The sequence below is a fragment of the Uniformispora flossi genome (assembly GCF_049534875.1).
GTDB classification, from domain to species: domain Bacteria; phylum Actinomycetota; class Actinomycetes; order Streptomycetales; family Streptomycetaceae; genus Yinghuangia; species Yinghuangia aomiensis.
On sequence record NZ_JBMULZ010000014.1, the window covers coordinates 133,901 to 147,323 of the forward strand.

Genomic DNA, 13,423 nt, shown 5'->3' on the forward strand with positions numbered 1-13,423 from the left:
CTGCGTTTCAACCCATGTTCAAACAGTTGCTTGAGTGAGAAGGTGTGCGCGTGACGCCGCCGGGGCGAGGTCGCGGCGGCCGGTTCCGAACCCTCGGAGGATTTCGGTCATGGCAACGTGGCGCATCGGCTCGACAGTGCTCCGCAAAGTCGTCGAAGCGGAGTTCCCGCTTCCCGTGACGGGCGCGCTGCGGACCGCCGACAGCGGGCTGCTCGACGCCTACCCCTGGCTGGCGCCGCACTTCGCCGGACCGGACGGCGTCTTCACGATGTCCTTCCACTCCGTGCTCGTGGACACCGGGACCCGCCGCATACTCGTCGACACCTGCATCGGCAACGACCGCACCACCATCCCGCAGCTGCCGCCGCTGCACACCGGATGGCTCGACACCCTCAGGGAACTCGGCCATCCGCCTGAGTCGATCGACACCGTGGTGTGCACCCACCTGCATTTCGACCACGTCGGCTGGAACACCCGCCTGGTCGACGGCGCGTGGGTGCCGACGTTCCCGAACGCCCGCTACCTGGTCCCGCGCGCCGAGTGGGAGTTCTGGCGCACCGCGCCCGCCTCGGTCGGCAGCACGGAACTGTCCGACACCCTGGTGCCGCTGATCGACGCCGACCTCGTCGACTTCGTCGAACCGGGACACGAAGTGGCGTTCGGCGTGCGCCTGGAGGGCGCGCCGGGGCACACGCCCGGGCAGGTCGCCGTGGTCGTCGAATCCGAAGGGGAACGCGCGGTCGTCACCGGCGACCTCGTCCACCACCCCGTGCAGTTCGCGGCACCCGAGATCGCGAGCGCCGCGGACGAGGACCCGGCTCTGGCCACCGAGACCCGGAAGGCGTTCGTCGAGCGCTATGCGGACACGGGGACGCTGGTGATCGGCACCCACTTCCCGGCACCGACGGCGGGGTGGCTGACGCGGAAGAGCGAGGACGGGTCCGAAGCCGGGGCGCTGCGGTTCGTGGTGGACCGGGGGTAGGGCCGAGCTCTCCCGGCCGACTTCCCCCCGTCGGCCGTCGCCGGGCGGCTCAGCTGTCCGGGGTGGTGTCCGGGTGGCCGAGTTTGCCGCGGACGCGGTCGAGGACGTCGGCGTAGCGGGCCTCGTTGCCGTAGCGCGTGGGGCGGTAGTACCGCTTGCCGTGGACGGTGTCGGGGGCGTACTGCTGCTCGGCGACACCGCCCGGCACGTCGTGCGGATAGATGTAGCCCTGCGCGTGCCCGAGCTTCGCGGCGCCCTTGTAGTGGCCGTCGCGCAGATGCGGCGGCACCGGGCCGGCGAGTCCGGCCCGGACGTCGGCCAGCGCGGCCTCGATCGCCAGCGTCGCCGCATTCGACTTCGGCGCGAGCGCCAGCGCGATCGCCGCATGCGCGAGAGTGAGCTTCGCCTCCGGGAAACCGATCAGCGCGACCGCCTGCGCGGCGGCGACGGCGGTCTGCAGCGCGGTCGGATCGGCGAGGCCGATGTCCTCCGACGCGGAGATCATCAGCCGCCGGGCGATGAACCGCGGGTCCTCCCCCGCGTCGATCATGCGCGCCAGGTAATGGAGCGTGGCATCGACGTCCGACCCGCGGATCGACTTGATGAGCGCGCTCGCGACGTCGTAGTGCTGGTCGCCGTCCCGGTCGTACCGCACCGCGGCCCGGTCGACGGCGGCCTCCAGCGTGGCCAAGGTGATCGTCTTCTCGCCCCGGTCCATCGCCGAACCGGCCCCGGCCTCCAACGCGGTCAGGACCCGGCGGGCATCGCCCCCGGCGATCCGGACCAGATGGTCCTCGGCGTCCGCGTCCAGCCCCACCGCACCGCCGAGCCCGCGCTCCTCGGCGAGGGCCCGGTGCAGCAGCGCACGGATGTCGTCCTCGGTCAGCGACTCCAGAGTGAGCAGGAGCGACCGGGACAGCAGCGGACTGATGATCGAGAAATACGGGTTCTCCGTCGTCGCCGCGATCAGCGTCACCCAGCGGTTCTCCACAGCCGGGAGCAGCGAGTCCTGCTGCGCCTTCGAGAACCGGTGGATCTCGTCCAGGAACAACACCGTCTCGCGCCCGTGCGCACCGGCCTCCCGCCGGGCCGCCTCGATCACGGTGCGGACTTCCTTGACGCCCGCCGTGATCGCCGACAGCTCGACGAACCGGCGCTTGGTCGCGTGGCTGACGACATACGCCAACGTCGTCTTCCCGGTCCCCGGAGGCCCGAAGAGGATCACCGACGACGGCGCCGTCACCCCGTCCCCGACCCGCACCAGCCGCCGCAGCGGCGAACCGTCGCCCAGCAGATGCGCCTGCCCGACCACCTCGTCGAGGTCACGCGGGCGCATCCGCACCGCCAACGGCGCCAGTGCGGGGTTCTTGGCCTGCCGCTCCTCGGCGGCGGCCAGAAAAAGATCGGGTTCCACAAGGAACGACCCTAACGCGGTGGGGGGACATGGTCGGGGTGGCGGGGGCGGGGGGCCGGGAGCGAGACCCGCGGCTCCCCGGCAAGCGCAGCACTTCGCCGCTCGACGGACCGCCCGACTGGCAGGTTGGCCAGAACGCGCGACAGCACCCGCACCCTCTGGCGGCCGCTCTCCGGGACCGCGATCATGGCTGCCCCATCCCTTGTGTCGGAGGTGCCGAACGTGGCCCGCGAACCGGACTCCTTCGACGTCGACGTGCCCCGGCTGCTGGGGAGCGGGACGAGCAACCAGACCTGGACGATTCCCGGCAGCGACACGGTCCAGCGCCGGCCCTTCGGAGTGCCGAACGCCCTGGACCTGCGGGTGATCAACGACACCGACGCACGACGCGCGTTGCGGGAGGCCTACCCGCAGATCTACACGTCCGCGCCGACGCCGGACGGCGAGCCGCTCGGCCTCCTGGCCGGACTTCCGCGGCTGGACCCGCACGAGGGGAACCCGGCCGCGAGCGAGGCGGACTTCGACTGGCACATCGGGTATCTCGTCGAGGAGCTGGGCGTCCTCAGCCGGAACAGCGAACGCGCCGCCGTCGCGGTTGCCCCGAAGGCACGGGAGACCGTGCGGATCCTGACGTCGCTGCCGGAATCGGAGGTGCCGCTGCGCTGCTCCCCCGACGCGGGCGACAGCGCGGTGCTGCGGGCCTTCACGGTCCGGGTGGCGGAGGTCGTCACGCGGATCGTCGGCGAACCGCTCGTGCGCGAGTTCGGGCTGCCCAGCCCGGCGCGGTTCGCGCGCGGCCTGCCTCCGGCGCCGGACGACCGGAGCGGTCCGGTGCTGGCCCACGGGGACCCGACCGTGGACAACTTCATGTGGTCGTTCGGCGAAGCGGTCCTGACCGACTGGGAACTCGCCCGTCCCACGGGACGCGTGTCTGCGGCGGCCCACACCCTCGCGGCCTTGGTCACGCGGGCCCCCTACCCGGTGCGGCCCGCCAGGATCGAGCAGTTCGTCGACCGGGTCGACGGCGCACGCGAAGCGATGTCCTCGGGTGTGCACGCGACGTACTACGCTTACGAGTGCGCCCGGGCGCCCTGGGTCGACATGCTGCGCGGCCTGCGCAACGAAGTAGACCCGGACTTGGTCCACCGCAACGTGCGGCGCTTCCTCGGCGACGACGCGCCGTCCCGAAGACGGGTGAACGCGTTGATCGCCACACACGCCGACGCGTTCGCCCTCCCCGCTCTGCCGCGCCCTGCCGCGCTGCACATCGCCGAGCCGCCACCCCGCGGACCGCACCCCGAGGAACAACGAGGCGCGGTTGTCGCGCTGTACGACGAAGTCCTAGGTACGGCGGCGCAGGTGCTGCCGCCGCATCTGTACGAGCGCTATCGCAGGGCGTTCGACGCCATCGCCCAAACGCTTCCGCCCGCGTCCGACTCCGTCGTCGAAGTGGGTAGACGCCTGCGCGAGGCCGGTATGACGCACGTGTCCCACCAAGCGCATCCCGACCGGGATACGTACCGCTTCGGCAAGCAACCAGCAGCCGGTCGCACAGGGCGCCGGGGCTCCGGCCGAGACAGCCCGTCCCTGTCCACGGACGAACACCACGCCCACGGCAAGTGACCCGCGGGCAATGCCGCCCGGCCCCGGAGGTCGTCGGGCGGGTCAGCCCAGGACACCCGCACGGCGGGCCGACTGCAGCCACTCGGGGAATTCGATCATCAGCTGGTCGTACAGCTTCTCGTCGCTCATCCGGCTCGGGTTGGCGCCCGCTTCGAAGAAGCCGGCGTTGTCGACGACGCGGTAGCGGGGCGCGGGCAGTTCGTCGAGACGGTGGAGGAACTTGAACTGGTCCTTGCCGAAGCCGACGAACTGCCAGAAGATCGGCAGCTCGGCCGCCTTGCACAGGGTCTGCTCGGCGCGCTTCTCGTTGTCCGGCGAACCGTCGGTCTGGAAGATGACGTACGCCGGGTCCGTCGCACCACAGGACTGGTAGTGGCGGATGACGGCTTCCATTGCGGACACGTAGTTCGTCGTGCCCATCGAGCCGAGCTTCTTGTGCAGCTTGTCGACGCGGCCGCGGTAGTCCGCCAGCGAAATCTCCTCGACGTTGTACGCCTTGCTGTCGAAGAACACCACGGGCACGACACCGTCGTCGTCGAAGTGCGCCGCCGCGGCCAGCACGCGCTCGGCGAGCGCCTGGACGCTGCCGTCGCGGTAGAAGCCGGACATGCTGCCGGACCGGTCGAGCACCAGATAGACGGCGGCCCGGACACCGGCCAGCCGGTGCTTGTCGAGACTGACCCCGGCGGCCTTGTAGAGGCTCACCAGCCCCGGCGCGGTCTGCTCCATTTTGTCGAGGCTCACCGCCGACCCCGACCCGGTCCGCACCGAAGCCCGCGGTCCTGAAGCAGGCGGCGCCCACGAACCACCCGCCGTGTTCTGCGCACTCGGCTGACCACCACGACGACGGAACCACGGGAAGGGCATAGGGGCCTCCTTGGGGAGGGGGGAACGGGGCTGTGCTGCGGTGGGGTTGTCGCGTCTACCGTGGCAGATCTGCGGGGAGGGCGGCAGGGGGTTCTCCCTCAGGGCTGCCGAGGGGCGGGGGGTCGGCGCCGCAACAGACATGACTCGCCACTTTGCTGGGGCCCTCCCCCCACCCCCTCCACCAGCCTGCAGCTCGTGACGTCGGCAGCGCGGCAGCGCGGCAGCTCGTGACGTCGGCAGCGCGGCAGTACAGCTGTCGGCGTCCGACCGTCGACACCCCGACACGTCCCCACCCGACGCCCCGTCAGCGCGTGTCAGTGCCATGTCGGATCATGGTTCGGGGATTTCTCGGGACGGAGGACGGCATGGGCGAGTATCGCGCCGACGGTGCTACGGCGCGCACCAACGCGGCATCGGCCGGGTGCGGTGCGGCGGACGGGGCCGCGTCGTGAGCCCCGCCGACCCCCGTACCGTGCACGTGAACTCGCTGCGCTGGTTTGCCTCCGCCGCGGGCGGCACCGAGTTCGTGCGGGCGCACGACGACGGGCTCGACGACGCGACGGTCGCCCTCGCGTTGACCACCCCCTATCCCGGCGCGCAGCACGTGCTGCGCGCCCTCGAAGCCGCCGGTGTCGCGGCGGACTGCTGGTTCGTCGTCGACGGCTCTCCCGACGCGGTACCCGCCGACGGCGCATCCGGCGGAACGGCGAACGGGTCGCTCACCCGCGCCCTGCCCCCGGTGTCGGACGACGCGCCCCTCGGCGGACTGACGTTGGTGGTCGGCGACGACGCCGACCGTGACGGCGGCTCGGACCGCAGCCGCGTCGCACCCGACGCCGCCATCGCCGGCCTGATCTGCGACGCCCCCGCCCCCGACGCGATACCCCGCACGGCACAGGCACTCGCGGACGCGTTCGGGCCGCAGGTCGTGTGGGCCGACGACCTCACCGAAGTCATGCTCGTCCGACCGGGCATGACGGTGGATCAGGTCCGTGCGCGGTGGACACGCGGCCGAGCCGACGACGGCTCCGCCTGACACTCGCCCGACACCGGGGCCTCCTCACCCGATCATTCGTCCCCCGTTCGCAACCGCGCCCGCAGCGACGCTCGGCGGGCCGCCGACTCGGCGCGCCAGACCTGCCACGCCGGAGTGGATTCGGCGGCGAGCGCGCGGTCGAGGGCGTACAGCCGCATCGCCGGAGCGGTGCGCACCACCGGGTTCGGCGCGAGCGCGTCCGGGCCGTCGAGGAACTGCCTGATCCCGGACTCCGTCCAACCGCGCTGCCGCAGCACGCCCTTGGGCACCAGCATCGGCGGACGGTCGTACGGCGGCGGATACACCGGCGGCACGGGAATCGGCACGCGCACGGACCCGGGCAAGGACCCGGGCAGCGGCCCGGGCACAACCTCGGGCGCCGGCACGGAACCCGGCAACACCCCCGCCGGCTCACCCCGACGCGGCCACCACGCCGCCGCCAGGTAGTCCGCGAACGACGTCGGCGGCGACGACCGCGGCGGCGGATCGGATGCGTACCCGGGACCCGGCCTCACCTCCGAACCACGCGCCACGCTCCGGGAGTCCACAGCGACCGGCTCCCGCGCCGACGGTCGCGGCAACACCGCCGAGTCCTCCCCCGCCCCGGGCCCGGTTGCCGCCACCCTGCCGGGCCGCCGCGTTCTCCCCAGGCGCTCCACCTCGGCCGCCTTCGCCGCCCGAACCGCCTTCTTCCCGTCCTTCCCGACCTTCTCGTTCTTCTCGTTCTTCGCGACCTTCTCGTTCTTCTCGTTCTTCGCGACCTTCTCGTTCTTCATCCTCACTCCACCCCAATCGGTTTGTCGTCCACCGTCTTTCGCCTGGTCTGCCAGGCACGGGAAGGACGCTACGAGGTCCCGCAAGCACGCACCGCGCCCCCGCCCCAAACCAGTGGAAAAACGATTCACCACCAACCTCCGAACCAGAGCTTTTCCACAAGTCCGACCACGACCGCCGACACCCACCCCGCAAAAACCGAAGGCCCGGGCTCCGAAGAGCCCGGGCCTTCACCCTCACCCGCTGTCTCAACAGCGGGCAAAGGCCAAACCACACGATCAGGAAAACCCAGCCGACCGCGACGTCACCCGACCATCACAGCCGATCACGGCCGACCGACGCCCGACCACCAACCGACCTCACGCCACCTCGACACCCTCACCCGACGAATCAGCCGCAGACGAATCAGCCGCGGACGATCCGTCACCCGCCGAAGCGGACTGACCGGCCCCAGCCCCCTTCGCCACCGGCACCGCGTCGATCCCCGCTTCCTTACGCTGCGCCGCCGTGATCGGCGCCGGCGCGCCGGTCAGCGGGTCGCCGCCGGTGGCGGTCTTCGGGAAGGCCATGACATCGCGGATCGAGTCGGCGCCCGCGAGCATCGCCACCAGGCGGTCGAGGCCGAGGGCGATGCCGCCGTGCGGCGGCGGGCCGTACTGGAAGGCGTCCAGCAGAAAGCCGAACTGCGACTGCGCTTCCTCGTCCGACAGGCCGATCGCCTCGAAGGCGCGCTTCTGCACGTCGGCCTGGTGGATACGGATCGAGCCGCCGCCGATCTCCATGCCGTTCAGCACCAGGTCGTAGGCGTTCGACAGCGCCGCGCCCGGGTCCTTGTCGAACGAGTCGAGCGACTCGGCCGTCGGGGCCGTGAACGGGTGGTGGATCGCGTGCCAGCCCAGGAAGTTGCCCTTGTCGTCCTCGATCGGCTCGAACATCGGGAAGTCGACGACCCAGAGCAGGTTCCACGCCGACTCGTCGATCAGGCCGCAGCGGCGGCCGATCTCCAGGCGGGCCGCGCCGAGGAGTTCCAGCGACCCGGTGCGGCGGCCCGCGGCGAAGAACACCGCGTCGCCGGGCTTCGCGCCGACCGCGGCGGGCAGGCCCGCGAGGTGCTCGGCGGACAGGTTCTTGGCGACCGGGCCGCGCAGCTCGCCGCTGTCGGCATCGACGAGGACGTAGGCGAGGCCGCGGGCGCCGCGCGCCTTGGCCCAGTCCTGCCAGCCGTCGAGTTCCTTCCGGGTCTGCGACGCGCCGCCGGGCATGACGACGGCGCCGACGAACTCGGCCTGGAAGACGCGGAAGTCGGTGCCCGCGAAGTACTCGGTCAGGTCGGTGAGTTCCTGGCCGAACCGGAGGTCGGGCTTGTCCGAGCCGTACTTCGCCATCGCCTCGGCGTAGGGCAGGCGCGGCAGCGGCAGGGTGACCTCGATGCCGTGGACCTCGCGCCAGACGCGGGCGATGAGAGCCTCGGTGAGGCCGATGATGTCGTCCTGGTCGGCGAACGACATCTCGACGTCGAGCTGGGTGAACTCGGGCTGCCGGTCGGCGCGGAAGTCCTCGTCGCGGAAGCAGCGGGCGATCTGGTAGTAGCGCTCCATGCCGGCGACCATGAGCAGCTGCTTGAACAGCTGGGGCGACTGCGGGAGGGCGTACCAGGTGCCGGGCTGGAGGCGGACCGGGACGACGAAGTCGCGGGCGCCTTCCGGGGTGGAGCGGGTCAGGTACGGCGTCTCGATGTCGAGGAAGCGGTGCTCTTCCATGACGTCGCGGATGATCCGCGTGACCTGGGAGCGGAGCCGCAGGTTGCGGGCCATCTGGGAGCGGCGCAGGTCGAGGTAGCGGTGCTTGAGGCGGACTTCCTCGTTGACCGTGCCGGGGGTGTATTCCTCGATGGGGAACGGCAGCGGGGCGGCTTCGGAGAGGACCTCGAAGTCGGTGACGAGGATCTCGACGGCGCCGGTGGGGATCTCGGTGTTCTCGTTGCCGTCGGGGCGGATCCGCACGTCGCCGGTGACCTTGACGCAGTATTCGCTGCGGAGTCCGTGGACGGCCTCGAGGTCGCGGAAGACGACCTGGACGGTCCCGGAGGCGTCCCGGATGTCCACGAACGCCACGCCGCCGTGATCGCGGCGCCGGGCGACCCAGCCGGCGAGCGTCACGGTCGTCCCGGCGTGCTCGGCGCGGAGCGTTCCGGCGTCATGGGTGCGGATCACTGGAGCTTCTCCTTCAGAGTGTCGACCACGGCGTCGAGGGCGACGGGGGTCTGTTCGCCGGTGGCGAGGTCTTTGAGTTGGGCGACGCCTTCGGCGAGGTCGCGTTCGCCGAGCACGATGGCGTAGCGGGCGCCGGATTGTGCGGCGGCCTTCATGGCGCCCTTGAGTTTCTTGTGGTCGAAGGCCATGTCGGCGGGGATGTCCGCGAGGCGGAGCGCGGTGACGAATTTGAAGATCTCGCGGCGCGCGGATTCGCCGAGGGCGACGCCGTAGACGTCGCAGTCGGCGGGCATCTCGATGTCGAGGCCTTCGGCTTCCATGGCGAGCATGGTGCGGCCGATGCCGACGGCCCAGCCGACGGACGGGAGTTCGGGGCCGCCGAGGTCCTGGGCGAGGCCGTCGTAGCGGCCGCCGCCGCCGATGGCGGACTGGGCGCCGAGGCCGTCGTGGACGAATTCGAAGATGGTGCGGACGTAGTAGTCGAGGCCGCGGACGAGCTTGGGCGCGGGCTCGTAGGCGATCTTGAGTTCGTCGAGCATGCCGGTGACGAAGGCGTGGTGTTCGGCGCACGCTTCGCACAGGTTGTCGGTGATGAGGGGCGCGTCGTCGAGTTGGGCCTGGACTTCGGGGCGCTTGTCGTCGAGGACGCGCAGGGGGTTGATCTCGACGCGGCGGCGGGTTTCCTCGTCGAGGTCGAGGCCGCGCAGGAACTCCTGGAGTTTGGCGCGGTAGACCGGGCGGCATTCCTTGCAGCCGAGCGAGTTGAGGAGGAGCCGGAAGTCGCTGACGCCGAGCTTCTGGAAGCCTTCGACGGCGAGGGCGATCATCTCGACGTCGACGAGGGGGTCGGCGCTGCCGATGGCCTCGGCGCCGATCTGGTGGAACTGGCGGGTGCGGCCGGCTTGGACGGCTTCGTAGCGGAAGTACGGGCCGAAGTACCAGAGCTTGACGGGGTGCCGCTGGGCCTGGAGGTTGTGCTGGAGGACGGCGCGGACGACGGCTGCGGTGCCTTCGGGGCGCAGCGTCAGGGAGCGGCCGGACCGGTCCTGGAAGGTGTACATCTCCTTGCTGACGACGTCGGTGGATTCGCCGACGCCGCGCACGAAGAGGCCGGTGTCCTCGAAGGCGGGCGTTTCGATGTACTGGTAGCCGGCGTCCCGCAGTTCGAGGCCGAACTGGATTCGGATGCGGTTGAACGTCTCCGAATAGGGCGGGAGCATGTCGAAGGTGCCCCGGGGGGCGGAGAAAGTACTCACGTCGTGCGTTCCGTCACATTCCTCGGCGAGGTCCCGACCGCGGCGCCAGCTCCTGGAGGTAGGGGTTGGTGGCGCGCTCGCGGCCGATGGTGGTTTGGGGGCCGTGTCCGGACAGGACGACGGTCTCGTCCGGCAGCGGCAGGACCACCCGGGTCAGCGATTCGAGCATTTGGCCGTGGTCGCCGCCGGGGAGGTCGGTGCGTCCGATGGAGCCGGCGAACAGCAGGTCGCCCGAGTAGAGGATCGGCGGGATGTCCGCGTCCTGCCCGGTGCCGAAGGTCACCGACCCCTTGGTATGGCCGGGGGCGTGGCGGACGGCGAATTCGAGTCCGGCCAGGTCGAGGACGGCGCCGTCGGTGAGTTCGCGGACCTCGTCGGGTTCGGTGAACGTCATGTCGCCGAAGATCTGCTGTCCGAGCGCGCGGGAGATGCCCTTGCCGGGGTCGGCGAGCAGGTCGCGGTCGTCGGGGTGGATCCAGGCGGGCACCTTGTGCTCGTCGCAGACCGGGACGACGGACCACATGTGGTCGAGGTGGCCGTGGGTCAGGAGGACCGCGACGGGGCGGAGGTTGTGTTCGCGGACGATGTCCTGGACACCGTCGAACGCGTCCTGCCCGGGGTCGACGATCACGCATTCCTCGCCGGCGGCGGGCGCCACTACGTAGCAGTTGGTACCCCATGCCCCGGCGGGGAACCCGGCGATGATCACGTTGGTCCTCGACTGTTCTCGTTGGCGGCGCGCTGCGGATCGAGCGGTGGTGCGGGTCGTCGATCGACACGCCCGGGTCTTCCCGGGCGGGCGATCAGACGGCAGTATGCGGCGGACGTTGGGAATCCTCGTCCGAGGGTACCGGCGCACGGGGGCGGTTTGCGAACCGGTTCGCGGGTGGCGCGCCTACACTGTGCGCCAGTCGCCCCGGTCCGTGCGCGGGTGCATTGCCGCAGGTGGTGCCGTGCGTACCGGCTGGGCTGCGGGCGGTGTCCCGGCGTGGTCCAGGCCGGCTGTCAGCGAACCGAATCCAGGAGAACACGCGGTGGTCACCAAGGAGCAGCGCCAGCGTGCGCTTGCGCGCGCGAAGCTCGAGCGTCAGGAGAAGCGTCGGGCTGAGGCCTCGGCGCGGCGGCGGCAGCGCAACCAGCTCATCGGCGCGGTTGTGGCGGTGCTGGTGGTCGCGGGCGGCGGGACGTGGATCGCCACGGCGTTGAACGACGACGACGGCAAGGACTCGGCGAAGCCGGCGGCGGCGGATTCGCCGACCCCGGCGCCGACGCCGTCGGTGAACAACAAGCCGAAGACGTGTGCGGCGCCGGCGCCGGGTGATCCGACAAAGCAGACGTGGCCGAACGAGCCGGCGATGTCGATCGACACCAAGGCGCCGTACGAGATGGTGCTGAAGTCGACGTGCGGCGACATCACGGTGGCGTTGGATGCGGCGAAGGCCCCGCACACCGTGAACTCGTTCAACTTCCTGGCGTCGCAGAAGTACTTCGATCACACGAAGTGCCACCGGTTGACCACGGAGGGCATGAACGTGCTGCAGTGCGGTGACCCGACGGGCACCGGATCGGGGGGTCCGGGCTACAAGCTGCCGGACGAGAACCTGACGGGTGCGACGTACCCGGCGGGCACGATCGCGATGGCGAACGGCGGCCCGAACACCGGCGGCAGCCAGTTCTTCCTGTGTATCAACGACACCCAGCTGGGGCCGAACTACACGCCGTTCGGCAAGGTGACGGTGGGTATGGACGTGTTGAAGAAGATCCTCGACGGGGGGATCGACCAGGAGTTGATGGGCCCTGGTGACGGGACACCGCACGAGAATGTGGTGTTCAACTCGGTGACGGTGACCAAGAAGGCGTGACGCGGGCGGCGGGGCGGCGGACGCTGTCCGGCCGAATCGCGGGGATTCGGGGCGGCGGGCCGCCCGCCGCCGCCGGGTCCTGTGTAAAGTGCGCCGCATTCAGCATCGAAGGAGGCCGCTGTGAGCAGCGACCCGTGGGGCCGCGTCGACGAGCAGGGAAACGTCTTTGTCAAGACCGCGGACGGTGAGCGTTCCGTCGGTTCGTGGCAGGCGGGTTCCCCGGACGAGGCCCTCGCCTACTTCCGGCGCAAGTACGAGGGGCTCGTCGTCGAGGTCGAGCTTCTCGAACGGCGTGTGCGGACCACCGATCTTGCGCCGAAGGACGCGGCGACGGCGATCGAGCACTTGCGTGCGCACATCGTCGACGCGCACGCGGTCGGCGATCTGGACGCGCTGGTGAAGCGCTTGGACGCGCTCGGCGGCGTGGTGGATTCGCGCCGCGAGGAGCGCAAGCAGGCGCGTGCGAAGGCCCAGGAGGAGGCGCACGCCGCGAAGGAGCGGATCGTCACCGAGGCCGAGCAGCTCGCGGAGAGCACGGATTGGCGGCAGGCGGGCGAGCGGCTTCGGGCGCTGGTGGATTCGTGGAAGGCCGTGCCGCGGCTGGACCGGAAGACCGACGACGAGCTGTGGCACCGCTTCTCGCAGGCGCGGTCGCATTTCGCGAAGCGCCGCAAGGCGCATTTCGCGGAGCTGGACCAGCAGCGCGAGGGTGTGCGGCGGACGAAGGAGCGGCTGGTCGCGGAGGCCGAGGCGCTGTCGTCGTCGACGGACTGGAACGACACGTCGGCGCGCTACCGCGACCTGATGCGTGACTGGAAGGCCGCGGGCCGGGCGCAGCGGGACGTCGAGGAGCAACTGTGGCAGCGGTTCCGGGCCGCGCAGGACGTGTTCTTCGCGGCGCGCGGCGAGGTGTATGCGGAGCGTGACTCCGAGCAGCGGGAGAACCAGCAGCTCAAGGAGCAGCTGTTGGTCGAGGCCGAGGCGATTCTGCCGGTCGGGGACGTGAAGGCGGCCCGGTCGGCGCTGCGTTCGGTGAACGAGCGCTGGGAGGGCATCGGGCACGTGCCGCGGGATGCGCGTCCGAAGATGGAGGCGCGGCTGCACGCGGTGGAGCGGGCGATCCGGGACGCCGAGGAAGAGCTGTGGCGGCGGACGAACCCGGAGGCGCGGGCTCGGGCGCAGGCGACGGTCGACCAGTTGCAGGCGTCGATCGACAAGCTGCGGACGCAGGGCGAGAAGGCGAAGGCGGCCGGGAACGAGCGCAAGGTCCGCGAGGCCGAAGAGGCGATCGCGGCGCGTGAGGAGTGGCTGGCCGAGGCGCGCAAGGCGCTGGAGGAGTTCAGCGGCTGACCGCCGTCGAGGAGTGACACGAAGGGCGGGTCCGAGGCGCGCACAG

The 13,423-nt window shown here is 70.9% G+C and carries 11 protein-coding genes; 5 read left to right on the forward strand and 6 right to left on the reverse strand.

The annotated features are described in order from the left end of the window. Nucleotides 1-109: 109 nt before the first annotated feature. Nucleotides 110-982 (forward strand): MBL fold metallo-hydrolase, encoded by an 873-nt coding sequence (locus tag ACPA54_RS27165; RefSeq protein WP_423534017.1) that lies wholly within the window; start codon nt 110-112, stop codon nt 980-982. A gap of 49 nt (nt 983-1,031) precedes the next feature. Here the strand turns inward: ACPA54_RS27165 and ACPA54_RS27170 are convergent, their stop codons facing one another. After that, a complete protein-coding gene (locus ACPA54_RS27170) occupies nt 1,032-2,396 on the reverse strand; it encodes a replication-associated recombination protein A (protein ID WP_423534018.1) in 1,365 nt (454 codons plus the stop codon). Between the two features lie 222 nt (nt 2,397-2,618). Here ACPA54_RS27170 and ACPA54_RS27175 point away from each other — a divergent pair, with 222 nt between their 5' ends. Beyond that, the gene (locus ACPA54_RS27175; RefSeq protein WP_423534019.1) at nt 2,619-4,019 is read left to right on the forward strand and encodes a hypothetical protein; all 1,401 of its coding nucleotides are present in this window, start codon (nt 2,619-2,621) and stop codon (nt 4,017-4,019) included. A gap of 42 nt (nt 4,020-4,061) precedes the next feature. On the opposite strand, the gene ACPA54_RS27180 is transcribed toward ACPA54_RS27175, so the two are convergent. Next, nucleotides 4,062-4,748: a VWA domain-containing protein gene (locus ACPA54_RS27180; protein WP_423534020.1), complete on the reverse strand. Its 687-nt coding sequence runs from the start codon at nt 4,746-4,748 to the stop codon at nt 4,062-4,064. 586 nt (nt 4,749-5,334) lie between these two features. Here ACPA54_RS27180 and ACPA54_RS27185 point away from each other — a divergent pair. After that, nucleotides 5,335-5,922 (forward strand): hypothetical protein, encoded by a 588-nt coding sequence (locus tag ACPA54_RS27185; protein WP_423534021.1) that lies wholly within the window; start codon nt 5,335-5,337, stop codon nt 5,920-5,922. A 32-nt stretch (nt 5,923-5,954) separates the two neighbouring features. Here ACPA54_RS27185 and ACPA54_RS27190 read toward each other — a convergent pair whose 3' ends face one another. The 4 genes from ACPA54_RS27190 to ACPA54_RS27205 all read right to left on the reverse strand — a co-directional run bounded on the left by ACPA54_RS27190 (nt 5,955) and on the right by ACPA54_RS27205 (nt 10,874). Beyond that, nucleotides 5,955-6,698, reverse strand: a complete 744-nt coding sequence (locus ACPA54_RS27190) for a hypothetical protein (RefSeq protein ID WP_423534022.1) — start codon at nt 6,696-6,698, stop codon at nt 5,955-5,957. A gap of 357 nt (nt 6,699-7,055) precedes the next feature. Then, nucleotides 7,056-8,909, reverse strand: a complete 1,854-nt coding sequence (gene aspS / locus ACPA54_RS27195) for an aspartate--tRNA ligase (RefSeq protein ID WP_423534023.1) — start codon at nt 8,907-8,909, stop codon at nt 7,056-7,058. Next, on the reverse strand, nt 8,906-10,165 hold the full coding sequence (gene hisS / locus ACPA54_RS27200) for a histidine--tRNA ligase (RefSeq protein ID WP_345677871.1): 1,260 nt from the start codon (nt 10,163-10,165) through the stop codon (nt 8,906-8,908). The genes aspS and hisS overlap by 4 nt, the downstream gene beginning before the upstream one ends. Nucleotides 10,166-10,178: 13 nt before the next feature. Beyond that, nucleotides 10,179-10,874, reverse strand: coding sequence for an MBL fold metallo-hydrolase (locus tag ACPA54_RS27205; protein WP_423534024.1), 696 nt, complete (start codon nt 10,872-10,874; stop codon nt 10,179-10,181). Between the two features lie 325 nt (nt 10,875-11,199). On the opposite strand from ACPA54_RS27205, the gene ACPA54_RS27210 reads away from it, so the two are divergent. Beyond that, the gene (locus ACPA54_RS27210) at nt 11,200-12,027 is read left to right on the forward strand and encodes a peptidylprolyl isomerase (protein ID WP_423534025.1); all 828 of its coding nucleotides are present in this window, start codon (nt 11,200-11,202) and stop codon (nt 12,025-12,027) included. Nucleotides 12,028-12,147: 120 nt separating this feature from the next. After that, entirely contained in the window at nt 12,148-13,377 is a 1,230-nt protein-coding gene (locus tag ACPA54_RS27215) for a DUF349 domain-containing protein (protein ID WP_345677868.1), read from the forward strand. Nucleotides 13,378-13,423: the final 46 nt, after the last annotated feature.